The sequence below is a fragment of the Streptosporangium sp. G11 genome (genome assembly GCF_051192615.1).
In the GTDB taxonomy this organism is placed as follows: domain Bacteria; phylum Actinomycetota; class Actinomycetes; order Streptosporangiales; family Streptosporangiaceae; genus Streptosporangium.
Genome location: NZ_JBPJUQ010000001.1, coordinates 244,572 through 268,227 on the forward strand (window position 1 = coordinate 244,572; position 23,656 = coordinate 268,227).

28 protein-coding genes and 1 pseudogene are annotated in these 23,656 nt (G+C 68.9%); 13 read left to right on the top strand and 16 right to left on the bottom strand.

The annotated features are described in order from the left end of the window. Positions 1–85 precede the first annotated feature (85 nt). Entirely contained in the window at positions 86–1,048 is a 963-nt protein-coding gene (locus ACSDR0_RS01175; protein WP_435286798.1) for a sugar kinase, read from the top strand. 66 nt (positions 1,049–1,114) lie between these two features. On the opposite strand, the gene ACSDR0_RS01180 is transcribed toward ACSDR0_RS01175, so the two are convergent. Beyond that, positions 1,115–1,762, bottom strand: coding sequence for a hypothetical protein (locus ACSDR0_RS01180; RefSeq protein ID WP_435286799.1), 648 nt, complete (start codon positions 1,760–1,762; stop codon positions 1,115–1,117). A gap of 110 nt (positions 1,763–1,872) precedes the next feature. On the opposite strand from ACSDR0_RS01180, the gene ACSDR0_RS01185 reads away from it, so the two are divergent. Both ACSDR0_RS01185 and ACSDR0_RS01190 read left to right on the top strand, forming a co-directional pair. Beyond that, positions 1,873–2,589, top strand: a complete 717-nt coding sequence (locus ACSDR0_RS01185; protein WP_435286800.1) for a DUF998 domain-containing protein — start codon at positions 1,873–1,875, stop codon at positions 2,587–2,589. A gap of 80 nt (positions 2,590–2,669) precedes the next feature. Further along, on the top strand, positions 2,670–3,053 hold the full coding sequence (locus tag ACSDR0_RS01190; protein WP_435286801.1) for a DUF427 domain-containing protein: 384 nt from the start codon (positions 2,670–2,672) through the stop codon (positions 3,051–3,053). 231 nt (positions 3,054–3,284) lie between these two features. On the opposite strand, the gene ACSDR0_RS01195 is transcribed toward ACSDR0_RS01190, so the two are convergent. The 6 genes from ACSDR0_RS01195 to ACSDR0_RS01220 form a co-directional block, all read right to left on the bottom strand. Further along, the gene (locus tag ACSDR0_RS01195; protein WP_435286802.1) at positions 3,285–3,968 is read right to left on the bottom strand and encodes a hypothetical protein; all 684 of its coding nucleotides are present in this window, start codon (positions 3,966–3,968) and stop codon (positions 3,285–3,287) included. A gap of 585 nt (positions 3,969–4,553) precedes the next feature. Continuing rightward, positions 4,554–5,006, bottom strand: coding sequence for an NUDIX domain-containing protein (locus ACSDR0_RS01200; protein WP_435286803.1), 453 nt, complete (start codon positions 5,004–5,006; stop codon positions 4,554–4,556). A gap of 76 nt (positions 5,007–5,082) precedes the next feature. Then, entirely contained in the window at positions 5,083–5,847 is a 765-nt protein-coding gene (locus ACSDR0_RS01205; protein WP_435286804.1) for a class I SAM-dependent methyltransferase, read from the bottom strand. Next, a complete protein-coding gene (locus ACSDR0_RS01210) occupies positions 5,847–6,053 on the bottom strand; it encodes a DUF397 domain-containing protein (RefSeq protein WP_435286805.1) in 207 nt (68 codons plus the stop codon). Before ACSDR0_RS01210 ends, ACSDR0_RS01205 begins: the two co-directional genes overlap by 1 nt. An 11-nt stretch (positions 6,054–6,064) precedes the next feature. Beyond that, on the bottom strand, positions 6,065–6,262 hold the full coding sequence (locus ACSDR0_RS01215) for a DUF397 domain-containing protein (RefSeq protein WP_435286806.1): 198 nt from the start codon (positions 6,260–6,262) through the stop codon (positions 6,065–6,067). Then, complete coding sequence (locus ACSDR0_RS01220; protein ID WP_435286807.1) at positions 6,253–7,080, bottom strand: helix-turn-helix domain-containing protein; 828 nt, start codon at positions 7,078–7,080, stop codon at positions 6,253–6,255. Before ACSDR0_RS01220 ends, ACSDR0_RS01215 begins: the two co-directional genes overlap by 10 nt. A gap of 290 nt (positions 7,081–7,370) precedes the next feature. On the opposite strand from ACSDR0_RS01220, the gene ACSDR0_RS01225 reads away from it, so the two are divergent. Together ACSDR0_RS01225 and ACSDR0_RS01230 are read left to right on the top strand one after the other, a co-directional pair. Next, entirely contained in the window at positions 7,371–7,661 is a 291-nt protein-coding gene (locus ACSDR0_RS01225; protein ID WP_435286808.1) for a hypothetical protein, read from the top strand. 68 nt (positions 7,662–7,729) lie between these two features. After that, complete coding sequence (locus ACSDR0_RS01230; protein ID WP_435286809.1) at positions 7,730–8,143, top strand: ATP-binding protein; 414 nt, start codon at positions 7,730–7,732, stop codon at positions 8,141–8,143. A 64-nt stretch (positions 8,144–8,207) separates the two neighbouring features. Here ACSDR0_RS01230 and ACSDR0_RS01235 read toward each other — a convergent pair whose 3' ends face one another. Next, a complete protein-coding gene (locus ACSDR0_RS01235; RefSeq protein ID WP_435286810.1) occupies positions 8,208–8,789 on the bottom strand; it encodes a hypothetical protein in 582 nt (193 codons plus the stop codon). 206 nt (positions 8,790–8,995) lie between these two features. On the opposite strand from ACSDR0_RS01235, the gene ACSDR0_RS01240 reads away from it, so the two are divergent. Continuing rightward, positions 8,996–10,282 (top strand): hydroxyacid-oxoacid transhydrogenase, encoded by a 1,287-nt coding sequence (locus ACSDR0_RS01240; RefSeq protein WP_435286811.1) that lies wholly within the window; start codon positions 8,996–8,998, stop codon positions 10,280–10,282. 50 nt (positions 10,283–10,332) lie between these two features. Here ACSDR0_RS01240 and ACSDR0_RS01245 read toward each other — a convergent pair whose 3' ends face one another. The 4 genes from ACSDR0_RS01245 to ACSDR0_RS01260 all read right to left on the bottom strand — a co-directional run bounded on the left by ACSDR0_RS01245 (position 10,333) and on the right by ACSDR0_RS01260 (position 13,381). Then, on the bottom strand, positions 10,333–11,136 hold the full coding sequence (locus ACSDR0_RS01245) for an ABC transporter permease (protein WP_435286812.1): 804 nt from the start codon (positions 11,134–11,136) through the stop codon (positions 10,333–10,335). Positions 11,137–11,145: 9 nt separating this feature from the next. Then, on the bottom strand, positions 11,146–11,907 hold the full coding sequence (locus tag ACSDR0_RS01250) for an ABC transporter permease (protein ID WP_435286813.1): 762 nt from the start codon (positions 11,905–11,907) through the stop codon (positions 11,146–11,148). Between the two features lie 9 nt (positions 11,908–11,916). Continuing rightward, positions 11,917–12,894 (bottom strand): ABC transporter ATP-binding protein, encoded by a 978-nt coding sequence (locus ACSDR0_RS01255; protein ID WP_435286814.1) that lies wholly within the window; start codon positions 12,892–12,894, stop codon positions 11,917–11,919. A 181-nt stretch (positions 12,895–13,075) separates the two neighbouring features. Further along, positions 13,076–13,381, bottom strand: coding sequence for a hypothetical protein (locus ACSDR0_RS01260; protein ID WP_435286815.1), 306 nt, complete (start codon positions 13,379–13,381; stop codon positions 13,076–13,078). Here ACSDR0_RS01260 and ACSDR0_RS01265 point away from each other — a divergent pair. The 5 genes and pseudogenes from ACSDR0_RS01265 to chrA all read left to right on the top strand — a co-directional run. Continuing rightward, a pseudogene (locus ACSDR0_RS01265) lies at positions 13,317–13,499 on the top strand (low molecular weight phosphatase family protein); the annotation flags it as partial. The gene ACSDR0_RS01260 and the pseudogene ACSDR0_RS01265 overlap by 65 nt on opposite strands. 226 nt (positions 13,500–13,725) lie before the next feature. Further along, positions 13,726–14,196: a hypothetical protein gene (locus tag ACSDR0_RS01270; protein ID WP_435286816.1), complete on the top strand. Its 471-nt coding sequence runs from the start codon at positions 13,726–13,728 to the stop codon at positions 14,194–14,196. A gap of 255 nt (positions 14,197–14,451) precedes the next feature. Next, the gene (locus ACSDR0_RS01275; protein WP_435286817.1) at positions 14,452–14,946 is read left to right on the top strand and encodes a Chromate resistance protein ChrB; all 495 of its coding nucleotides are present in this window, start codon (positions 14,452–14,454) and stop codon (positions 14,944–14,946) included. Next, on the top strand, positions 14,943–15,374 hold the full coding sequence (locus tag ACSDR0_RS01280) for a chromate resistance protein ChrB domain-containing protein (protein ID WP_435286818.1): 432 nt from the start codon (positions 14,943–14,945) through the stop codon (positions 15,372–15,374). The genes ACSDR0_RS01275 and ACSDR0_RS01280 overlap by 4 nt, the downstream gene beginning before the upstream one ends. Then, positions 15,328–16,971 (top strand): chromate efflux transporter, encoded by a 1,644-nt coding sequence (gene chrA / locus ACSDR0_RS01285; protein ID WP_435286819.1) that lies wholly within the window; start codon positions 15,328–15,330, stop codon positions 16,969–16,971. The genes ACSDR0_RS01280 and chrA overlap by 47 nt, the downstream gene beginning before the upstream one ends. On the opposite strand, the gene ACSDR0_RS01290 is transcribed toward chrA, so the two are convergent. Next, complete coding sequence (locus ACSDR0_RS01290; protein WP_435286820.1) at positions 16,868–17,845, bottom strand: NACHT domain-containing protein; 978 nt, start codon at positions 17,843–17,845, stop codon at positions 16,868–16,870. The genes chrA and ACSDR0_RS01290 overlap by 104 nt on opposite strands. A 44-nt stretch (positions 17,846–17,889) precedes the next feature. After that, positions 17,890–18,450 carry a hypothetical protein gene (locus ACSDR0_RS01295; RefSeq protein WP_435286821.1) on the bottom strand — a complete coding sequence of 187 codons (561 nt, stop codon included), beginning with the start codon at positions 18,448–18,450 and terminating at the stop codon, positions 17,890–17,892. Between the two features lie 958 nt (positions 18,451–19,408). Between ACSDR0_RS01295 and ACSDR0_RS01300 the strand changes: the two genes are divergently transcribed. Continuing rightward, the gene (locus ACSDR0_RS01300) at positions 19,409–20,848 is read left to right on the top strand and encodes a condensation domain-containing protein (protein ID WP_435286822.1); all 1,440 of its coding nucleotides are present in this window, start codon (positions 19,409–19,411) and stop codon (positions 20,846–20,848) included. Positions 20,849–21,048: 200 nt separating this feature from the next. On the opposite strand, the gene ACSDR0_RS01305 is transcribed toward ACSDR0_RS01300, so the two are convergent. Then, on the bottom strand, positions 21,049–21,939 hold the full coding sequence (locus ACSDR0_RS01305; protein ID WP_435286823.1) for an NAD(P)-dependent oxidoreductase: 891 nt from the start codon (positions 21,937–21,939) through the stop codon (positions 21,049–21,051). Positions 21,940–21,942: 3 nt separating this feature from the next. After that, positions 21,943–22,983 carry an NAD(P)-binding domain-containing protein gene (locus tag ACSDR0_RS01310; RefSeq protein ID WP_435286824.1) on the bottom strand — a complete coding sequence of 347 codons (1,041 nt, stop codon included), beginning with the start codon at positions 22,981–22,983 and terminating at the stop codon, positions 21,943–21,945. A gap of 184 nt (positions 22,984–23,167) precedes the next feature. Between ACSDR0_RS01310 and ACSDR0_RS01315 the strand changes: the two genes are divergently transcribed. Next, positions 23,168–23,503 carry a winged helix-turn-helix transcriptional regulator gene (locus tag ACSDR0_RS01315; protein ID WP_435286825.1) on the top strand — a complete coding sequence of 112 codons (336 nt, stop codon included), beginning with the start codon at positions 23,168–23,170 and terminating at the stop codon, positions 23,501–23,503. Positions 23,504–23,656: the final 153 nt, after the last annotated feature.

Sequence of the window (23,656 nt, forward strand, 5' to 3'; positions counted from 1 at the left end):
ACGGCCGGCGGCTCCGCGAACCCGTCACGACGCCCGGCGAAGCCGGGCAGGACCCGCCCTCCGACTCCCAAAGGAACCGTTCTCCATGACTGACCTGGTAACGCTCGGCGAGAGCATGGCGCTGTTCACCGCGCGGCGCACCGGCCCGCTCAGACACGCCCGCGACTTCGGGCTCGGCGTGGGCGGCGCGGAGTCGAACGTGGCCATCGGCGTCACCCGCCTCGGCGGGCGCGCGGCCTGGATCGGCAGGGTGGGCGCCGACGAGTTCGGGGAACTGCTGCGCTCGACGCTCAGCGGCGAGGGCGTCGACGTGCGGGGGATGCGGGTCGACCCCGAGGCGCCCACCGGCCTGATGATCAAAAGCAGGCGCACGGCCGAGATGGTCGACGTGCGCTACTACCGCTCGGCGAGCGCCGGGTCCCGGCTGCGCCCCTCCGACCTGGACGTCTCGCTGATCCGCTCGGCACGCGTGCTGCACGTCACGGGCATCACGCTCGCGCTGTCGGCGTCGGCCGCCGAGGCCGTGCGGGCCGCGATCGCCGAGGCCCGCGACGCGGGCGCGATCGTCTCGATGGACATCAACTACCGTCGCGCCCTGTGGACGCCCGCCGAGGCGTCCGCCTCGCTGCGGAAGACCGTCGCCGGCGTGGACGTCCTGTTCGCGACCGAGGCCGAGGCCCGGCTGGTCGTCGAGGGCGACGACCCGCTCACCCTGGCCGGAGCCCTGTCGTCCCTCGGCCCGCGCCACGTCCTCATCAAACGCGGCGCCCTCGGCGCGATCGAGCTGTCCGACGGCGCCGTACGGCACGCGGAACCGTACCGGGTCACCGAGCTCGACCCGGTGGGCGCCGGGGACGCCTTCGCCGCGGGCTGGATCGCCGAGACCCTCGCCGGAGCGGACCCCGAACGGCGCCTGGCCACGGCCTGCGCCGCGGGGGCCTTCGCCGTCACCGCCGACGGCGACTGGGAGAGCCTGCCCCGCCGGGCGGACCTCGCCCTCCTGCGCCCGGCCGACGCGGTCGGCACGGCCGACGCGGTCAGCCGCTGACCGGCCTGCGGCCGGCGAACGTCACGTCGACCTACGGCTCGAACGGTCGCTGTACACCGCGTCGGCCTACGGCTCGAAGAGCACCAGGGGGTGGCGCCGCGCCATCTCCAGGACCACCCCGCACACCTCCCCGGCGCGGGGAAAGACCACGCTCATCAAGACGAAGTGCTCACCCACGGTCAGCGGCTCGGACCACGGCGAGGACCCGTAGTTCTCGGCGGTCAGATCGGGGAAGAGCGACGTCAGCTCCTCGTAGAAGGCCGCCACCTCCGGGCACGGCCCACCGGGCACGGCATCGCTCTCCGGACGCGAACCGCCGGACTCGACGTCACCCTCAGACGGGAACCCGCCGGACTCCACGTCGCCCTCGGATCCAGGCTCACCGGACTCCACGCCGTCCTCAGGCCGGAACCCGCCGGACTCCACGCCGTCCTCGGATCCAGGCTCACCGGACTCCACGCCGTCCTCAGGCCGGAACCCGCCGGACTCCACGCCGTCCTCGGATCCAGGCTCACCGGACTCCACGCCGTCCTCAGGCCGGAACCCGCCGGACTCCACGCCGTCCTCGGATCCAGGCTCACCGGACTCCACGCCGTCCTCAGGCCGGAACTCACCAGGCGTGACGTCGCTCTCGTCCCGGGCGAGATACCGGCGAAGGGCCTCCTGCGCGGTGATCGGTTCGGCCCCGAGCCAGACTCCGAGTTCAAAGCTCACATCACGTCCTCGCACTAGCCCCGGTCGTCCGGCTGTCGGATACTACGTCCCCTATGGACGCGCGGCATCTCCGCCCGGACACCCCACGACTCCCCCGTCAAGGAGGATCGATGCGTACCCCGGCAAGGGACACACCGACGGCACCGCGAGTCGGTCTCCCCTACCTGTGCGGGGCTGTCGGCGGCCCCCTGTTCGTCATCGCCTTCCTGATCGAGGGGGCCACCCGCGCCGACTACGACCCGATGCGTCATCCGGTCAGCTCACTGGCCCTCGGCCCGTCCGGATGGACGCAGGTCGCCAACTTCGTCGTCACCGGCCTGCTGATGCTCGTCTTCGCCGTCGGCCTGCGCCGGGACCTCCTCGCGCCTGAACGGCGCTCGACCTGGGGGCCGCTGCTGATCGGGCTGTACGCGATCGGGCTGATCGGCGCGGGCGTCTTCCCGACCGATCCGGTCAGCGGTTATCCGCCCGGCTCGCCCGCGCTGGGCGAGTCCAGCTGGCAGGGCCGGCTCCACGACTTCCCGTTCTCGTTGCTCGTCTTCGCCGCACTGACCGCCGCGTGCTTCGTGTTCGCCCGGCGCTTCGCCGGCTGGGGCGAGCCCGGCTGGGCGGTCTACTCGGGGATCAGCGGCCTGGTGTTCATCGGCGCGTTCGTGCTGGCCGGCGTGGGATTCTCGCAGACCGAGGGATTCGTCGATCTCGGCGGCCTGTTCCAGCGGATCTCGATCACGGTCGGCTTCGTCTGGGTCAGCCTCCTCGCCGTCCATCTGATGCGGACGCCTCCGGGTTCCGTACCCGCGCGCCCATCTACCGCCACCGGCCTGTGACCGCCCTGCCGGTGGACGGGGTGGCGATACCGCGATCCGGAGGTCCGGCAGACTGGTCATGACAGAAAGGGGTTCCCGTCATGACCGACAAGCCCATCCTGCAGCCCGGACCCAGTCACCCGATCACGATCACGGCGAACCCGGCCCGGGTCGTCGTCTCGGTGGGGGGCAAGGTGGTCGCCGACTCGCAGCGCGTGCTGACGCTGCGGGAGGCGTCGTACCCGCCGGTGCAGTACGTCCCGATCGCCGACGTCGACCGTTCACTGCTGGAGCGGACCGACACCGCCACCTACTGCCCTTTCAAGGGCGACGCGAGTTACTACACCGTCACGGTGGACGGGAAGCAGTCGGTGGACGCGGTGTGGTTCTACGAGTCGCCGTACCCGGCCGTCGCCGAGATCAAGGACCACGTCGCCTTCTATCCCGACCGGGTCGACTCCATCGTCGAGCAGCCGGCCACCTGAACCCGGGGCCCGTACCCCGGCCCGGGTGACATTTCGGTCGGCGGCGGGTGGAGCGCCGGGCACCGAGCGGGAAGGCCCGTCTGTCCGGCTTCCTCGCGGCTTGCTGTTCGGCCGGCTGTTGCCGGCCTGCTGGGGCGGCCGGCTGTTCGGTGACCGCAGGCGCGACCGCCCGTGAGCGGGCCGAGCGGCGGCCCGTGCGGGCCGCCGCTCAGGTTGGTGAGACGCCGCCGGTCAGCTCCACCTGATCGATCGCGCGTCGTCGTTGAAGTTACGGCCGCCGATGATCGGCATGACCGCCCGGTCATTCAGGTAACCGGTCGACGGGGGAACGAAGCCCGAGAAGGCGTAGTGGTTGGTAAAGCAGTTGTTGTAGTTCCTGAAGGAGGAAATGCGGTCCCACCAGTGCCGCGGAAGATTGAGCGAGTAGTCGATGTCGGTGGTCGGGGTGGTGCAACGCCGGGAGCCGCGGAAGGTATATGAGGCACCGCCGTAGTTCGCGTGCTCGTACTCGATTCCGATCACGATCAAGGCTCCGGCGGGAGCGGTGGACTCTTGCGGGTCGTCGGACTTTTCGGTGCTACCGAGTAGTGCGTTGAGGGCTGGGTCGTCCACACCCTCGATGGCGGTCGGCGGGGCGTTCGTGATGGCGCCGTCGGTGGCGAATCGGATCGCCTCGGTGAATGTGGAGAAGCACCGCTCCGTGCTCGCCTTGGTCGCTCCCGCGACCACGTCGACGACGCAGTTGTCGGCGGGGGAAGGGGTGGTTTCCCTGAGTGCCGAAGTGGCCCCGACCGGCGCCGGGACGGAGACGATCAGGGGCAGGGCCGTGCTGATCCCCGCCGCGATGAGGCACAGCCGCCGTACGGTGCCGCACTTGGTGCCCTGATGCGATTCAATGCCGGTCGTCTGATACATTGCCATTCTCCCTGTTGCTCTATTTCTTGAATTCATGCCGCGATTATCGGAGTTTTCGACGAGGATTCTCGGCGCCCGAAAGATCTCGTACGCCCGCTTCCGCTCCACATTTCCCGAATTTCCGGATCACCGGTTCGCGCCGCCGTCCGGCTCGATGTGGGCTGTCCGCTGCACCTCTACCGCGTGCCGCGCGCTCACATTTTCTGGATTGCGCACGATTTGACGGCCCTTACACCCTTTTGGGCATGATTAACCCCACCACTGGGGTGTCTTACCCGAATGTAAGCAGCGCACGGTTTCCCGATGAGGCGACACGCGGCAACGTGAAAATGATTATTGGGGCTAGAATTTGCAATACCCCAATAAGGCCAGCGTGTGCGCTTATATCAACACAAAATGTCCACGGTTGCCCGCACCCCAAGGCCGTTAACCGGGATGATGATCACGCCATGCCGAGAGCCGGACAGCGGGTAAGGGCGCCCGGGAGATGGGTGTGCCGGATCGGGGCAGGTTTTCCGGATCGGGACGGGTGCTCCGGCGGCGCGCCCCGGACACGGCGGGGCGCCAGGTTTCCAGCGTGGGACGCTAGATATGCTCACGCCGGATGAGAAAACGGTGTGACTCCTGAAGCTCTCCCGGCAGATCGTCCGGCGCGAACCATCTCGCCTCCAGGATCTCGAAATCGTCGATCTTGAGCGTGCCGCCGATGAGCTCGGCTTCGTAGGCCACTTCCAGGCGCAGCCTGTAGCCGCTCCTCAGGCGGACCAGCTCTCCGACGTGAACCTTCAGCCCGGTCTCCTCCCCCACTTCGCGGCAGACCGTGTCCTCAAAGGTCTCCGACCTGTTCGCGTATCCGGTCGGGAGACCCCACTGCCTGCCTTCGGGCCAGAAACGGTGCTTCAGAAGAAGGACGTTGCCGTCCTTGTCGCGCACTATCCCGGTCACCCCGACCATGAACGTGGCGTGACGAAGCCAGACGACGCGCCACTGGAGCGAGCCGCCGATCAGCCTCCAGAGCCGGACGATCAGCTTCTTCACGGGAATCCCATTCGTGTGCCGGTGCTGCCTGAAGACCAGACGCTACCCGTTCGGGCCATGACGCCCGAGCCCGGTTTCACGAACCATGGGTGTAGTAGGAGTCGACCGCGGGCTGGCCGGTGTAGTTGGGTCCGGCGCGGTCGTCGGAACCGAGATAGCGGTAGGGCAGGTCGACGACGCGCCGCCCCCGGCAGGTAATCCGGCGACGCCGGGAGTCGTGGTCCAACCCGGCCTCCCGCAACGCCGAGGCCAACCGGCGCCCCACCGGCACGCCGTCCTCCCGCAGGATGCTCCGGAGATCGAGGTTGCCGACGAGCAGGCCGTCTTCGGCCAGCCAGCCGGCGGCCCGCGACAGGACACCGAGCTTGTCACCCACGTAGTGCAGGCCGTGAACACAGGTGATCAGGTCGAAAGGCTCCTCGGGCTCCCAGACGGTGATCGACGCGGCGACCAGCCGGAGTTTCGGCGGGCGTGACGGCCCGGCGAAGAAGTCGACCAGGTCGACACCGACGATCTCCGCCTCGTCCCCCAGGTGGCGGGAGGCTTCGAAGAGAGCACGGGCCGAACCGCAACACAGGTCGAGCCAGCGCACCCGCCGCCCGGCCCGCACCCGATCGCGCAGGACCTCCAGCACGTCGATGCCCAACTCCCGGCCGTACCCGTTGGAACCGGTCAGCCCGCGTTCCCGGTTCATCACGCGGTTCGCCACCACCGGCGAGCGCTCCAACGTCTCGTCATCGAGCAGTTTCTCCAAGGAGGCGTACTCTCTCTCGTCGATCGCCTCACCTGTCCTGTGGAAGCCGGACCGGTGCTTGACGGCGCCGCGTGTCGTGTTTCCCATCAGGCCAATCGGTCGAACTCACCGATCCTGACGCCATCGACGAAAGTTCGCCACTTGGCGAGGGCGAAGAGGAGCTTGGGGCCCTGGGGATCCTTGCTGTCGCGGACCGCCACCACACCCGGCAAGTTGACGGCCACCTCGACACACTGGCCCCCGTTGTCGGAGGAGCGCGATGACTTCCGCCACACAGCGGCACTCAGGTCCATTCCCGCCTCACTCAGTCGAACTCGCCGGACTTGATGCCCCCGACGAAGGCTCGCCACCCGGCGGAAGTGAAGAGCAGGTTGGCGCCATCAGGGTCCTTGCTGTCGCGGACCGCGATAGCACCGGGCAAGTTGACGGCGACCTCGACACACTGAGCACCGTTGTCTCCGGAGAGCGATGACTTCCGCCACACCGCGACACTCAGATCCATTCCTGCCTCGCTTCCTCGACCATTTTGAGGGACATGTGCTCAGGGTAAGCCCATCCACGTATTGCTTCATAGCGATTCCATATCGGGGTTACGACGCTGGGGTCGGCCGAAACCTGTCCTTCCGCTGAAGAGTCTGCATAAATCGCGTCCGGTTGCCCGTCCGGAAGTTCCGCGATCATGAAAGCGCCCATCACTCCGGAGAGGCAGAGCCGATCAACGAGTTGGATGGAGATGGAGGGGCGCTGGGCGACCTCCAGTAAGTAGCCAAGCTGTTCCCGCATTACTTCGGGGCCGCCGACGTTACGGCGCAGCACACTTTCGTCGATGAGGGCGAGAAAAAGTGGGGGGTTATCGCCTTCAAGGATTTTCTTACGAAACATCCGACCCTTAACCCGCTCCTCTATCTCCTCCGGGGTGATCCGAGGGGCATGCTTGAAGATCGCTCGAGCGTACGCCTCGGTCTGCAGGAGGCCGGGAATGAGCAGCGGATCCCACCAGCGCAGGACGAGGGCGAACGGCTCGACCTCCTGTGCCCAACTCATGAACCAGACCGGGCCGCCGTAGCGGGCGACGATGTGCTCGCGCAGGTCCGTGAAGTACGTGCTGCCGTTGGAGCCGAAGAGCAGGTCCAGTCGCTCGGCGTCGGACTTCGACGGGGTGCGGCTGCCACCCTCCAAGCGGCTCACCTGGGTCTGGGTGCAGCCGAGGCGTGAGGCCACGGCGGTCTGGGAGAGCTGCGCGGCCTCGCGCAGGCGGCGCATCTCGTTGGCGAAGCGCGCTCGGGGGGATCCCGGGTCCAGGGGCACCTCTTCGCTCATCACATTCCTCCCGAAATAGAGAAAAACGGATTTTTGCCTTATCGGCTATTCCAGGCACGGGTATAGGGAAACCCCTACCCGTCATTCCAGGTCATCCTCCGAGGTGCTAATCCGGCCATGAATTCACCTGCCACATGGGCAATCTAAGCACACGCCCTCTCGATTCGACAGGACGGAAAAGAAAGCATCCCATCGCCTTTAAACCGGAGACGAGACGAGTGATGAACGATCAGAACGGCGACCTTTCACGCCTCAATCGCGCTCGCTGGAAACACCCGGAGGACAGGAGTGTGACGGCGGTCGAGCGGCACGAGCGATTCGTCCATCTGACCCGGCTTGGCTGGGATCTGCATCGCCTCGGCGTGTGCACCTCGCTGGTCCTCCCGGTGGCGGGGCAGCCGATTCTGGAGATCCGGTCGGCGACGGGCGCGGCACTGGTCAGGATCACGGTCGTCCGGCGCTACGGCGGGTGGGCGTTCGTCTGGCGGCCCTGGTGGGCGCGGCTGTGGCAGCGCGGGGAATGGGTCTGGGCCGAGGCCGACAACGCGGCCGACATGATCAGGTCAGCGGTGTCCGCGTGAGATCCGAGAGGGATACGACGGGAAAAGAGGACGACCGCCCTGAACGCCCCGGTGGCGGAACTTCGACGATGCCCTGGGCGGGTGAGCCGTACAGCGCGTGGCGGAAGGCGTTTCCCGGCCGGGTCGAATCCGTGCCGGAGGCTCGGGCCTGGGTGCGCGATCTGCTCGCCGGGAGAGTCGGGGCCTCGGTGCTCGACGACGTCCTGCTCCTGCTGAGCGAGCTGGCCACGAACGCGGTGGCCCACTCCGACTCCGGGCGTACGGCGGATGGACGGGTGACCGTCTACGTGGCGCGTACCACCACGATGGTCCACGTGGAGGTCGCCGACGACGGGTCCGACGCGAGCGCGCCCGCCGTGCGCGTGCCGGAGACCGACGACGACGGCGGGCGGGGGCTGTGGCTGGTGGAGATGGTCGCGGCTCAATGGGGTTCGCACCGCGACGACGCGGGTGGATCGGTCTGGTTCAAGGTGACGGGATAACCAGAGATCTGGTTCCTGGTGATCGGATAAGCCAGAGCTCCGGTTCCGGAAAAGGGAACAGCGGTCAGTTGGCCCAGGCCGCGTTCTTCAGGATCGTGGCCAGGCCGGGGGTGGCCCACTGGTCGACGATGAGGATCTTCGACTGCGGCAGGTACCACTCGCGCTGGTTGAACGTCGACTTCTGCTCGCCGCCGGTGTACGACACGCACCGGCCGGGCCAGACCCGGTAGTGCGCCTTGTGCGCCACCCCGATGTTCCGGTAGCCGACCACGATCGCCTTGCCGATGACCTGGCCGTACTTGGGGTCGGTCGGGCAGCGCTGCACGTCGGAGGCAGGATAGAACGGGCTCTGGTCGGGGTTGTAGCGCCCGAAGCCCTCGTCGCCGGTCTTGATGGCCTTCGGCCCCATGACCCAGAAGCTGTCACACCTGGGCTGGAAGTAGCCGCCGTTGGGCCGCGCGCAGGCACCGGTCACCACCTGGACCCGGTCCGCGGTCCCGTACACCCGCCAGGAGCTCGGGATCTCCAGGGTCAAACCCGCGCGCAGCCGGAGCAGCGCGGTGGAGGAACTCGCGGACGCGGGGAACTGGGCCGCCAGCACGGCGGCTCCGGCGACGGCGGCCACCGTGATCGTTCTTTTCATCATGGCGGCGACGATATGGAGTCCGGCTTGTCGTTGGCTTGCAGGTTCCTTGCCCGCGAAAGGCTCCGGACCTCTCGCCCGTCGAAGGCTCCTGCCCCAAGGTCGGCGGGCGGGTGGTGGACGGGGACGACATACCGCTGGGTATGCTCACTGACGCGGATGGCCCCCGTCCGATGACACCGGCAGGAACCGTGAGAGAGGAGCCGGACGTGTTCAGTACGCCGGGCAATCCCGAGTCCGTTTTCACCTACGGCGCCCCCGCCCTGAAGTTCGGGACGGGCGCCTCCGCCGAGATCGGCTTCGATCTCGGGCAGTACGGGGTGCGCCGCGTGCTCGTCATCACCGACACGGGGGTGGCGGCGACCGGCGCGCCGCAGCGGATCGCCGACCAGCTCGCGGGTTTCGGCATGGAGGCGCGCGTCTACGACGGCGTGCGCGTCGAGCCGACGGACGAGAGCCTGCTGGCGGCCATCGAGCACGCCCGCGCCTCCGGCCCGTGGGACGCCTTCGTCGCCGTCGGGGGCGGTTCGAGCATCGACACCGCCAAGGCGGTCAACCTGCTCACCACCAACCCGGGCGAGCTGATGGACTACGTCAACGCGCCCGTGGGAGGCGGCCTGGCGCCGTCACGGCCACTGAAGCCGCTGGTCGCGGTGCCCACGACCACGGGTACCGGGTCGGAGAGCACCACGATCTGCGTGCTCGACGTGCTCGAACTGAAGGTCAAGACGGGGATCAGCCACGCCCGGCTCCGCCCGGTCCTGGCGGTCGTCGACCCGGACCTGACGATGTCCCAGCCCTCGGGGGTCACCGCCGCCTCCGGGATGGACATCCTCTGCCACGCCCTGGAGAGCTACACCGCCCGCCCGTACACCTCCTACGAGCGCAAGCGTCCCGAGGAGCGCGTCCCGTACTGCGGCTCGAACCCGGTGGCCGACATGTGGTCCGAGCGGGCGCTGCAGTTGCTCGCGCGGTCCTTCCGCGCGGCCGTACGCGACGGGGACGACGCCGAGGCGAGGGGTCGGATGGCGCTGGCGGCGACGTTCGCCGGGCTGGGGTTCGGCAACGCGGGCGTGCACATCCCGCACGCCAACGCCTACCCGATCGCCGGGCGCGTCAGGGACTTCCGTCCCGAGGGCTACCCGGGGGACGAGCCGATGGTGCCGCACGGCATGGCCGTCGCGCTGACCGCTCCCGAGGCCTTCAGGTTCACCTTCGAGGCGCAGCCGGAACGGCATCTGCGGGCGGCCGAGCTGCTCGACCCGTCCGCCGACAGGCCCGGCGACCTCGCGGAGTTCCTGCCCGGCGTGCTGGCGAAGCTGATGCGCGACGTCGGGATGCCCAACGGCATCGGCGGCGTCGGATACACCGAGGCGGACGTCCCTGCGCTCGCGGAGGGGACGATGAGGCAGCAGCGGCTGCTCGCCACCGCCCCGCGCCCGGTCGGCGAGGACGACGCCGCCGGGATCCTGAGCCGTTCCATCGCCCTCTGGTGAGGGCACCGTCCGTCGCCCTCCGGTGAATCGCCCTCTGGTGAAGGCAGCGTTCAGTGCAGCATGACGCGTGCCCACTGCCTCCGGGCCACCACGAGGCCCAGCGCCCCCATGACCAGGAGGTAGACCACACTCACGATCATGCCGGGCTCGATCTGGCCGAGGGCGCATCCCCGCAGCAGCTGGATGGCGTGGTAGAGCGGCAGCAGCTCCACGATGACCTGTACCACCCGGGGGTAGACGGTAACCGGGTAGAACGTCGTCGCGAAGAGGAACATCGGCAGCAGCACCAGCTGCACGTACTGGAAGTCGGACCACGACCGGATGCGCGTCGTCACGGCCAGGCCCGCGCTCCCGAAGGCGAAGGCGACGAGCAGCGTCCCGGCCGCCGCGACCAGGGCGTCCGGCCAGGAGACCAGCCCGAACACGGTGATCACCACGAGGAAACCTGTCGCGGTGATGAAGCCGCGCAGCACCGCCCACGCCACCTCGCCGGCGACGATCCCGGTGAGGGACACGGGGGTGAACAGGATCGCCTGGTAGAACCGCTCGTGGGTGAACTTGACGAAGGCTCCCTCCATCGTCTCGTACAGGGCGCTGTTCATCACCGCCGTGGCGAGCAGGCCGGGCGCGACGAACGCGGCGTAGGTGACGTTCACCCCGTCGACGTCCCCGACGAGCTGCCCGATGCCGACGCCGATGGCCAGCAGGTACAGGATGGGCTCGAAGATCGAGTACATCGCCATGGTCCACGGGTTGCCTCCCGTGTGCACCCGGAGGTTGCGGAGCACCAGGAAGTGCGCGCCACCCCAGCGGGGAACGGCGGGCGGCACCCTGTTCTCCAGGTTCTGCGGCATGTCGACCCCTCAGACGTGGATGTGGCGCCGGTACGTGATCAGGGCCACCGCGATGCCCCCGACCGTGAGCGCGGTCAGGTAGCCGACGTGGATCGCGGAGGTGAGGAGGGTGGCGGTGCCCAGGCTCAGGGTGCGGCACAGGTCGACGCCGTGCCACAGCGGCGTGACGTACGCCAGCGGGCGCAGCCAGCCGGGGAGCGTCTCGATGGCGAAGAAGGTCCCGGAGAACAGGTACATCGGCATCAACACGAACCGGAACACCGTGTTGAGGGTGTTGAACCTGTCGACGGTCACCGTCCACGCCGCCAGCGGGGCCGCGAAGGCCATGCCGGTCAGCAGGGCGGCGGGCACGGTGAGCACGGCCCACGGCGACCGGGTGGCGCCGAAGGCCGCCATCACCACGGCGAAGGCCAGCGCGCTCGTCCCGATCCTGAACGCCATGAACAGCATGTGCCCGGCCATGATGTCGCGGGGTTCCAGCGGCGTCGCGGCGGCCACCAGGTAGCCCCGGCCCTGCCGCAGGGAGCTGTGGACCACGAACACCCCCTCGACGTAGGCGTTCTGCATCGCCGCGGCGGCCAGCATCCCGGGGGCGAAGAACTCCAGGTACGTCAGGCCGCCCAGCGACGAGGGGTCCACCAGCCGTCCGAGCCCGGCGCCGATGGCCACCAGGAAGAGCAGCGGGTTCGCCACGCTGATGACGATGGTGCCCTTCCAGGAGCGGCGGTAGCGGAGCATCCACGAGGAGAACTCGCGCAGGAACATGGGCATGTGTCCGCCTCAGTCCGTCAGGGTCCGGCCGGACAGGCGCAGGAACACGTCCTCCAGCGTCGATCTCCGGACGAGGGCGGTGATCGGGGTCATCCGCGCGGCGGTGACCGTGGCCAGCGTCGCCTCGCCGTCCTGCGTGTAGACCAGCACCCGGTCGGGCAGGACCTCCACCCGCTCCCCCTCGTCGGCGCGGACCAGGTCGTGGAGCTTCTCCGCGGCCTGCTCGTGCTCGTCGATCCGGAATCTCAGCTCCAGGACCTCGCGCGTCGAGTGCCGGCGGATGAGCTCCCGGGGGGAGCCCTCGTCCGCGATGAGCCCCTTGTCCATCACCACCAGGCGGTCGCACAGCTGCTCTGCCTCGTCCATGTAGTGGGTGGTGAGCAACAGCGTCACCCCCTGCTGCTTCAGCCTGAACAGCCGGTCCCACAGCACGTGCCGCGCCTGCGGGTCGAGCCCGGTGGTCGGCTCGTCGAGCAGGAGGATCTCCGGCTCGTTGATCAGGGAGCGGGCGATCGTCAGCCGCCGGCGCATGCCGCCGGACAGCGCGCCCAGAGTCTCGCCCGCCTTCTCCTCCAGTTGCGCGAACTCCAGCAGGCGCTCCGCGCGCTCCTTGATCACGCGGCGGGGCAGCCCGAAGTAGAGGCCGTACATCGTCAGGTTCTCGCGCACGGTGAGATCGGGGTCGAGCACGTCGTCCTGCGGGACCACTCCCAGGCGCGCCCGGATCCTGCGGCCGTCGCGCGCGGGGTCCATGCCGAGGATCCGCAGGGTTCCGGCGGTGGCCGTGGAGACGCAGCCGAGCATGCGCATCGTCGAGGACTTTCCCGCCCCGTTGGGGCCGAGGAATCCGAAGGCCTCCCCCCGGTCGACGTGGAAGTCGATCCCGGCCACGGCCTGGAATCCCGCACCCCGCCCGTCTCTGGGCGGGTACGTCTTCCTGAGCCCCTCCGCCTGGATCAGCGGTGTCGCACTGTCATCGCCCGCCATGGATACCTCGACCCTCCGGCACGATCAGTCGTCTTACCTATAGATCACAGGATCTTCAAGACGTGATTCTGCAAGAGTTAGAGCAGGACACGCAATATATTTACCTGACGGCGGGACGTCGCGTATCGAGCCGGGTGCCCATGGGGCGACATGGAGGTTCGACAGGAACGGAACCGTGAGCCTAGGTTGGTGTCCCCGGGTTGGGGCAGGTCGGCCTTGCGGCGTGAACCCTGATGGTGTGGCCTTTCTGCGAGCTGATGTTGAACGGTTCTGCGCCGAGATTGATCAGCCTGCAGGACGCGGGCCTCATCACCCGCACCCGCTCCCACGCCGATCGCTGCCGCGCCCACCTGCAGCTGATCCCGGCGACCCCGGACGCCCTCAGCGCCACCACGACCGTCGCGGCGCCCCGGGTGGTGTTCGTGTGCACCCGCAACGGCGCTCGCTCACCGCTGGCCGCCGCACTGTGGGCGGCCCGCAGCCACATCCCGGTCACCTCCGCCGGAACCCACCCCGGCCCCCGTCTCAACCCACGAGCCGTCAGCACCGCCCGCCGCCACGGCCTGCACCTGGGCCGCTCTCATACCGCCCACATCCGCGACGTGCTCGACCCCGGCGACCTGATCGTCGCCGTCTGCGACAAGGCTTATGAGGAACTGGGCCCCGCCCCCCGGCGGGTGCACTGGTCGGTTCCCGACCCCGGGCCGATCGACACCGAACCACGGCCCCCACCGAGACGATCGGTCCACCGGGTCGGCCCCGAAGAGCCGTCCACGCGGCGCACCCGCCACACCCCACCGACCACACCGACCTCAACGACAAGGAATGGCCATGACCGACAGCCCCGACAGCCGCGCCTGCTCTTACTGTCACCTGGAGGAGGCCGGCCGGGACCCGATCGGCGGGTGGGTCCACCGCGACGAGCACTGGCTGGTCGGCCAGGGGCCCGCGGACACCACCATGCCCGGAGCCTTGAAGATCACCTCACGGCGGCACTTCGTCGAGATGACCCCGGCCGAGTCGGCCTCCTTCGGTCCCCTGCTCACCCGGCTCGACACCGCGCTGCGCGCGAACACCGACGCCGAACGCGTCCACCTGGTCTCCACCCGCGACCGCGTCCAGCACTTCCACGCCTGGCTGTATCCGCGCCCTGCCTCCCACGCCCTGCGCGGGACGGACTTCCTCAACGCGCCCCAGCGCAGCGACCCCGCCGACGCCGAACGCGCCGCCCGCGCCGCCCGCGACCACCTCGGCGCGCCTGCCCCCGAACACCGCCACGCCCATGAGCCGTCCACGCGCTGATCCACCACACCGGCGACGAACGCCGAAACCAGACCCCGGCTCGCGCAGCCCTACGACTGGCAAAGCACCCCGAGCACAAAGCGCGCCGGACCGTTCGCAGGAAAACTCACCGGCCGATGTGCCCCGTTCTTGCCTGACAGCGACAGTTATCAGGAACCCGCTTCGTGAGCACGCCCAGCACCACCCCTCCGGTTGTCAATGAGGTGCAACTGTGGTTACGGTAACCATGGTTGCGAGTAGGAGGTCGGGTGTGGCATGGGGACGACGGTGACGGGCACGGCGGGGCAGTGGGTGCTGCTGGCGTATCGCATCCCACGCCAGCCCTCGACCTTGCGGATCACGATCTGGCGCAAGCTGGACCGGCTCGGCGTCGCGCGGCTGGGCGACGGGCTGGTGGCCTTGCCCGCCGACGCCCGCACCCGGGAGCAGATCGACTGGATCGCCGAGGAGATCGATGAGATGGGCGGCAGCTCCACCGTGTGGCTGGCCGCCGCCGGCAGCGCGGCGCAGGAGAAGGCCATCGCCATCGAGATGCGCACCGCGCGGGCGGCCGAGTACCGGGCGGTGATCGAGCAGGCCGAGGCAGCGGTTCAGGCGCGGCCCGGTGAGCGCAGCCGCGCTCTGAAGCGGCTGCAGGCCGAGTTGCGCAGAATCGGCCGTCGCGACTACTTCCCGCCCGCCGAATGCGAGGCCGCCCAGCGCGCGGTGCGGGCGCTGGCCGAGGAGAGCTCCAGCGAGGTCGTGCGATGAGGTGGGCGACGCGGGCGGGTGTGCACATCGACCGGGCCGCGTGTGCCTGGCTGATCCGCCGTCACCTCGATCCCGAGCCGCAGTTCATGTTCGTCGACGACCCCGCAGCGGTGCCCGCGGACGCGACGCCGTTCGACATGCGCGGGGCCGAGTTGTCCCACCACGGCGGCGACTGCAGCTTCGAAACGATCCTGCGCCGCTACGAGCTCGACGACCCGGTGTTGTGGAAGATCGCCGAGATCGTGCACGAGGCCGACATCGACGACGAGCGCTTCGACGCCCCCGAGGCACGCGGCGTGGACGTGACCTTGCGGGGTCTGTCGATGATCTGCGACGACGAGCGGGTGCTGGAGATCACCGGGCCGATCTTCGACGGCCTGTATGAGTTCCACCGGCGCGCGCTGCTGCTGGGGCGGGAACCGGCATGAGCCCGGCCAGCCGTGTGGCTGGCGGCGTGGTCGGCCTGCTGCTGACCTGCTGCTGGTCTCCCAGGCGCTGCGCGGGCTCGGCTACGGCCGGACCCGCCCTGGCCGGGCTGATTTGGCTTTCGGCCTGGCGCTGGCGTTCGTCATCGCGGCCGCCGCCAAGAGCGCCGACGACCTGACCCTGTGGCGGATCTTCCGATCCGTCCGCCTGCCAGTACCGGCACTCCCCTTGAAGAGGCTTGTTTTGACCATCGAAGCACCCCGCGATGTGATCCCGTTCCGGCAGGCCGTGCGGGCCTGGTTCGGCATCTCGCTGCAGACATTCGGCGGCCCGGCCGGGCAGATCGCCGTCATGCAGCGCACCCTGGTGGAGGAGAAACGCTGGATCGGCCAGCAGCGCTTCAACCACGCCCTCAACTACTGCATGCTCCTGCCCGGCCCCGAGGCCCAGCAGTTGGCCATCTATGTCGGCTGGCTGCTGAACGGCACCCGCGGCGGGCTCGTCGCCGGCATCCTGTTCGTGCTGCCCGGCATGCTCGCGCTCCTGGCACTGTCGGCGGTGTACGTGCTGTGGCAGGACACCGGCGTCGTGACCGCCTTGTTCGCCGGGATCGCCCCGGCGGTGCTGGCCATCGTCGCCCAGGCCGTCATCCGAGTCGCCAAGCGCTCGCTGACTCACCCGTTGTTCGTCGCCGTGGCGGTGGCCGCCTTCGGCGCGCTGGCCCTGTTCGGGGTGCCGTTCCCCATCGTGATCGCCATCGCCGCGCTCGTCGGCTGGACGGTGCACAAGCTGGCCCCGCATGTCCTGGCCAACGGCAACGGACACGGCGGCGATGGCGGACCGGCGCCACTGATCTCCGATGACGCCCTGCACCACGCCCAGCCCAGCTGGCGCTCGGCGGGCAAGATTCTCGCCGTCGGACTGGTCGCCTGGTGGCTGCCGGTGGCCGCCGTCGCCCTGTTCCTCGGCACCGACAGCGTGTTCACCACCCAAGGGCTGTTCTTCTCCGGCACCGCTCTGGTCACCTTCGGCGGCGCCTACGCCGTGCTCGCCTTCGTCGCCCAGCGCGCCGTGGAGACCTACGCCTGGCTGAGCCCGGGCGAGATGGTGCGCGGCCTGGCCCTGGCCGAGAGCACCCCCGGCCCGCTCATCATGGTGGTGCAGTTCGTCGCCTTCCTCGGTGCCTACCGCGACCCCGGCGCACTGACCCCGTGGGCTGGCGCGCTGCTCGGCGCTTTACTGACCACCTGGGTCACCTTCGTGCCCTGCTTCCTGTTCATCTTCCTCGGCGCCCCCTACGTCGAGAAGTTGCGCCACAACACCGCTATCAGCGCGGCCCTGACCGGCATCACCGCCGCCGTCGTCGGCGTCATCGCCAACCTCGCCCTCTACTTCGCTGAGCACACCCTGTTCGGCCGCACCTTCACCTGGGCCCAGGGGCCGTTCAGTATCCAGCTTCCCGACCTGGGGACGCTCAGCCCCGTCGCGCTCGGAATCACAGTGGCCGCGCTCGTGATGACGTTCGTACTGAAGTGGCCGATGCTGCGCATCCTCGGCGTCTGCGCCCTGCTCGGTATCGGCACGATCCTGCTGCCATAAACCTGGTCCCCGCAGATGCGAACCGTCGCGGGGATCGGAGATGGCAGAAATCGTCCGCGCCCACCCACGGGCCGCAGGCAGGGCAGGGTTCCAGCCGTTCGTGGGTCTGACGCGCCGTCTCGCCGGGTGCGCCCGCCGTCCCGGAGGCCGCGCGGCCACTGCCGGGGACCAGCTGATCGGCCTGAGCGGGGTCACTCTCGATGGCGGTCGTGGCGAGCATCAGTCGCCAGGGGGTGGCCAAAAATGTCCGCACCCCCTTATAAGCGGCGCCATCCAGCCGGCCGAGGATGGCGCTCCAGGCTTTTGCCTGGTCGGGACGGCCGTGATGGCGGTCGGTGAGATAGCGGGCGAGTTGCCTGGTGGTCAGCGGCCGGATCTCGATGTAGCGGGCGTGGTCCAGCCGCGTGCCACGTTCGCACAACCGGGTGTGGCATCCGGGGCGCGTGACGACCACCACCGGGGCGAAGGTGGCGTCGGCGTAGTAGGTGTTGAGTGCTTCGATGAGCTCCGCCGCGCGGGAAGCCGCGGTGTCCTGATCCTTCGACGAGCGCACGGCGCCCGGACGCCCGGTCTCCGGAGGGCCCGAGAGATCATCGAAACCGGCGTCCATCTCATCCAGCCCGTCCAACACCGGCATGACGAGATTTCCCTTCACCAGAGAGTCGGCCTCCCTGCGGGAAATGGCATAGGTCTTCACGAGTTGTTCGGCCAACCATTCGGCGAAGGGCCGGCCGGTGGTCCACGTGGCGGCACCGAGCCTCACCGGAACCGCCCCGCCGTTGACGGTGGGATCGGCGATGATGGCCCTGGCCAGGCCAATCACCAGCTCGATCGCGAGTATTGTCTTGCCGGCCCCCTTTTCTCCGACGATCACCAGGCGCCTGTCCGGCAGCTTGGTGAAATAGCCGATGACATCGGCTAGACTGCCCGCCCCCTTTCTGCCGGCCCAAAGCGCCCATGGCCGCCGTCCTCGCCGCAGGGAGAAAGCAGGGAGAAAGAGGTTCCCTTCCATGACAGCAGGCGCATCACCGACAGCGAGAAGCGCCAGAGCGTGCCGTTGCGACCTCTCTTACCGTTTCCGCTGCCCAGGACGGGTTTATGGAGTCGACCCGGAGGAGAATCGGAACGGGGATCGAGATCGTCGAAAACGAGATCGGCCACGACGACCCCGCCCAGCAACGCGGTTCGTGCCTCACACTCTTGCCGGTGGACGCGGCCGGCCAGCATCTTCCGCAATGACACGTCGTCGTCCCCGGCAGCGGATGCTCGTACGGCGCCGAACAACGCCACCACGACGTTCAGTGCCGCCAGTTGGAGTCCCAGGAGCGCCAGTATCGCCGGCACCTGCACCCGATAGACGGAGTTCGATAAAGCGGCGTACAGCCATCCGAGCACGAAAACCCCGAGCACGGCCGAGACCCACCATGCCCAGTTGTCGCGCAGTGGCGACGCCAGGAAACGCTGCCAGATTTTATGCACAGTGGCCCGATGCCACCTTCCATATGCAATCGCCGTTAACGGTGCCCCTGAATTTTTTCTCCAGCTCTGGACCGGGTGGCAACGATGCCCACCCAATGCCTCTGACCTGCGCCATTGATCTGGTAAGAACATTTACCACCTTAACCTCGAGAGTACCCGGGTGCGATCACAAGAGGCCCGAGGCGACCCTCGACACATCCGCCCACCGAACGCGAAGGCCGAGGTCGGCAGGCGTGTTCATTCCGTTTCGCGGACCCAAGGGGCAAGAATCGCACCGACGGGACGACCCACGCGGATCAGGAAGCGACGGAGCTTCAACGAATTTTCTTCGTACCCATTAACAGATTTCACGCCGAGCCCATAATGAGCCTTCGAGGGGTGCGGAGTCGGCACTCAACGGCGAGCGAATGACTTTCAAGCACATACTGCATGATGGGGCCCCAGAAAGGACTTTCCCTCCATTTCCATCAGGTCATGACGAATACGGGAGAGCGGCACCCACGCGTGAGCCGCTTTCGACACCGGGAGACCGACGACGTTGACCGGTGGCCGTGACATGCCGGGCGGCCACCATGCCCGTCCGGCCCAGCCCGGTCCGGCGGGCACCCTCCGGACAGCGGTCGACGGCGACGCGCCTTCTCCGCTCCCGCCGGAGCGGACGCCACGGTGACGACGCCACGACACACCTAAAGAGCTTGCAGGCTTTTCTAAAGTTATTTCAGATTAAAGCGCATATTGTGCATCCAGGACAGGAGTCCTACGATCGCGGTCAGTGCGGAGAAAGGAGGCTCGGGACGCTCACGGGCAGGCTTTATGACATGAAACCCTGACCCTCTGACCAGCACGGTCTGTCATGAGTGGCCCGAACCCGTCACGCCCGCTTTCCAGCCGAAAGTTCTGTGCTGCCTTCACGGTTAATGGCTCGTTAATTACGTCTTACGTGCAAGAAGGACGGACAATGCGCACGTCTCACCCTGTCAAGGCGTCCCACCCCGTCAAGGCGTTTCACCGTGTCACGGTGCCCTTCCACGCGCCGTACGGGGATCGGGGGCCCCTGACGTGGGGACAGACGGCGATCTGGGAGGTCCTGCGATGGCTTCCGCCGGGAGACGCCTCGCTGAACCTGCTCACCGTGTGCGAGGTCGAGCCCGGCCACGACGTCGAGGACGTGCTCGCCGCCGTCCGCGCGCTCGTCGAACGCCATGACGCCCTGCACACGCTGTTCCCCCGGGACGACCGGGACGACCGGGACGAGGGGAAACCGGTCCAGGTGGTCGTGCGCTCGGGTGAGCTGGAGGTCGCCGTGCACGAGACGGGGACGAGGAACCCCGCAACCGTGGCGGCGTACGCCGGGGCGAGGCTGCGCGACATGCCGTTCGACATCGGCGGGGAGCTCCCGCTGCGGGTCGCGGTGGTGACCACGGCGGGCGTCCCGGTCCGGGTGGTCCTGGCCATGAGCCACATGGCGGTCGACGGGTGGAGCCTGCAGATCGTCCGCGACGACCTGAGGGCACTCCTGTCCGCCCCCGCCGCCCTCGGACCTCCGGCGGAGCAGCCCCTGGGGCGCGTCGGCTACGAGACCTCGGAACGTGCCAGGCTCCGGGAGCGGCGGGCCCTCGACTACTGGACCGGGGCCGTGCGCGAGCTGCCGCGCGTCTGGCTCGAAGACCTCAGGCAGGGCGGCGAGGCCAGGCAGGGCTGGTCCGAGATCCGCTCCCGTGCCCTCTCGCAGGCGATCCGCGCGCTGGCCGCGCGCGCGGCCGTCACTCCCGGCATGGTGCTCCAGGCGACCGTCGCGTTGCTCCTCGGCCTGTACAAGGGGGAGGACGACGTCGCCCTGCGGCTCATCGTGTCCACCCGCTTCAAGCCGGAGACACGGCGCTTCGTGGGAGCCTTCAACCAGAACGCGCTGCTGCGCCTCCGCCTCCGCCAGGCGTCGTTCTCCGGGTTCCTGTCCCACGCCGGAAGGGCCGCGCTCACGGCCTACAGCACCTGTGAGTACGACCCCGTCCGGCTTGAGGAACTCGTCGCCCGCGTCACCGCGGAACGCGGCATCGGCACGGACGGATACTGCTTCTACAACGACATCAGATTCGATCCCCCGGCCGTGCCCGCCGGGCGTCGTCTGTCCCCACCGGAGTACGACGCCCTGCTGGACGAGACCGAGCTGGTCGAACCGCCCCACGACACCGACCAGAAGGGCGCGACGTTCTTCCTGTACGTCCACGAGCTGTCCGAGCGCGCGGTGCTCACCCTGTGCGCCGACCGGCGGTTCCTGGCGCCGAGGGGGCCCGCCGACTTCCTCCTGGATCTGGAGTGGCTGGCCGTCGAGGCGCTCCACACGGACGCCGGGCCGCTCCGGCTCGCCGAGGCACTGGCGAAACGACGGCCGGGGTGACGGCATCCGGGGGTACGGCGCCCAGGGTCACGGCGCCCGGGATGACGGCGCCCGGGTGACGTGAGCGCGCCGAGGATCCGCGCCCGGTGATCCCCCGGCCGTCCCCGGCTCGGCCGGAAGGTCGCCGGTCACTGCCGGTACGGGTTTCGCGGGCACCTCCGCCAGGCGTGAGAGGTCGCCGTCCCGGCCCGCGTCGCCGGTCACGGTGCCGGTACGGGCCTTCCGAGCACCTCCGCCAGGCGCGAGAAGCTGTCGCCGCCCTGACCGGCGTCGATCGCCCGCCGGGCGACGGCCCGGGCGGCGCTCAGCACGCCGGTGTCGATGCCCCGGGCCTGGGCCGCGTGAATGATGTGCTCCATACCGGCGGCGGCCGACAGGATGGTGGACTCGTCGCCCGGGTGGTCGCGGTCGTCGAGGTGCCGTGCGAACTCGTCGATGATGTCGGGGAGCAGGGCGCTGATCCCCTTGGCGAGCGGGGCGAGGTCTTTGGCCGCGATGTTCTCGGCGGCGGCCAGGGCGAAGGCGTGCACGAGACCGCTCATGGACGTCCAGAAGAGGTCGAGCAGGGCCACGTCGTGCGCCGCCGCCCTCCCGGGGTCCGCGCCCAGGTACGCGGAGGTGCCCCCCAGGCTCGCCAGCGCCCGCCCATGTGCCCGGTGGACCTCCTCCGGCCCGCTGTACAGGACGACGGCCGCCGGTCCTCCGATGGTCGGCGTCGGGGTCATGATGGCCCCGTCGAGATAGCCGATGCCGCGCTCGGCGGCCCAGGCCGCCATCCGGCGGGCGCGTTCCGGCGTGTCGGCGGTGAGATTGACCAGGGTGCGGCCCTTCAGCGCGTCGGCGGCGGGGTCGACGATCGCCTGCGCGGCGTCGTAGTCGATCACACAGGCGATCGTCAGCGGGCTCGCCGCGACCGCGTCCGCGACGGTGTCCGCGCGGGCCGCTCCCCGGGCGACGAGGGCCTCGGCCCTGGCGGCCGTGCGGTTCCACACGGTCGTGGGATGGCCGTTGTCCAGGAAGGCCCCGGCCAGCGCCTGCCCCATCGGCCCCAGGCCGAGAACCGTCACCGGTGCGGGATGGTCGTGGGTCATCTTCTACTCCGATCCGAAGTCGTTCGATCCGGCGTCCGGGACTCCGGCGGGATCCGTACGAAGCAGGTCGATCAGGGCCGAAAGGTCGCCGCCGCCCCGGTTCGTGGCGACACCCCGGCTGAGCAGCGTCCCCATGGGCTCCACCAGCTCGGTGCTGAGACCCTGCTCCCTGCTGGCGTCCAGCAGGTTGACGAAACTCGTCGCCTGCATCTCCAGGTTCGAGGCGGTGGCGGAGTGGTCGTTCGCGTCGTACGCCTTCGCCATCGCGGGAAAGCTTGTGATCATGGCGTTGAGCCACGAGACCACCAGCGGCGTGAACTCCGTCGCGGGGACCTTCTCGGAACCGGCCATGGCGAGGGCGTGGAAGAAGCCGCCGAACATCCCGTACATCGCGCTGAGCAGCGCGATGTCGTACAGCGACGCCCGGCCCGCGTCCTCGCCCAGGTAGCTGACGACGCCCGTCGCCGACAGGGTCCGCTCGTGAGCGGTGAACGCCTCGGACGATCCGCTGCAGAGGACGAGCGATCCGGGGCTCCCGATCATCGGGGGCACCGCCATGATGCCGCCGTCCAGGTAGTCCGCGCCCCGCGCGGACACCCATCGGGCCAGCTCGCGCGCCTGGCGGGGCGTGCCGTTGGTGAGATTCACCAGGGTCCGGCCCGCCAGGACGCCGGCCACGGCGCCGGAGGTGCCAGGGGTGCCGGGGATGCCGGAGATGTCTGGGGTGTCGAGAACGTCCGCGACGCTCGCGGAGCCCGTGACATCGGACACGCCTGAGGCTTCCGAGGGGTTCACGACGTCCGCGACGTCCGCGACGTCGGGTGCGCCGAGGACATCGCGCACCGCGTCGTAGTCCAGCACACAGATCACGACGATCGGGCTCGCGGCGATCGCCTCGGCGGCGGTGGCTACCTCGGTCGCGCCCCGCTCCGCGAGCTCCCCGCCTTTCCCGGCGGTACGGTTCCACACGGTCGTGGGATGGCCGTTGTCCAGGAAGGCCCCGGCCAGTGCCCTGCCCATCGCCCCCAGACCGATGACTGTCACCGGCGGACGGTCGTCGGTATTCATTTATCCCCCTATTTCATGCGGTATAGGCATACGAAGGTCCCAGTCCCGGATCCTTTGGTGACCCCGGCTGGGACGTTTCGATGCTGTCGTGCCACTGAAATTTCCTCAAGTACCTACTATTTTGTCAGGTACTAACCTTTTCGTAAGTGTGGAGCGTGGGATGAAGAAGCAGACCTACTCGTGCGGGCTCGACGCCGCCGTCGACGTCGTGGGCGGCAAGTGGAAGGCGCTGATCCTGTGGGCCCTCCACTACAAGGCCCTCCGGTTCGGAGAGCTGAGCCGGAGCGTGTCGGGCATCAGCGAGAAGATGCTGATCCAGCAGCTCAGGGAGATGGAGGCGTACGGCCTGGTGCACCGCGAGGTCTATCACCAGGTTCCGCCGAAGGTGGAATACTCGCTCACCGAGTTCGGCCACTCGCTCAACACCGCGCTCCTCCCGCTCGGCGAGTGGGGCGAGATCCATATGGAGACCATCGAGGCCCTCCCCCGCCCCTGAGCGCATGCCGAACGAGGTCCGAGAGTTCGGGGAGCCCAGGAGTCTGGGGAGCCCGGCGCTCCAAGTGGCCCGGGAAGTCCGGGACCCTGTCGGCGCCTCGGGCCGCCCGACGGGCGCGGGCTCGCGACGAGCGCGAACCCGTCTCACCGTCTC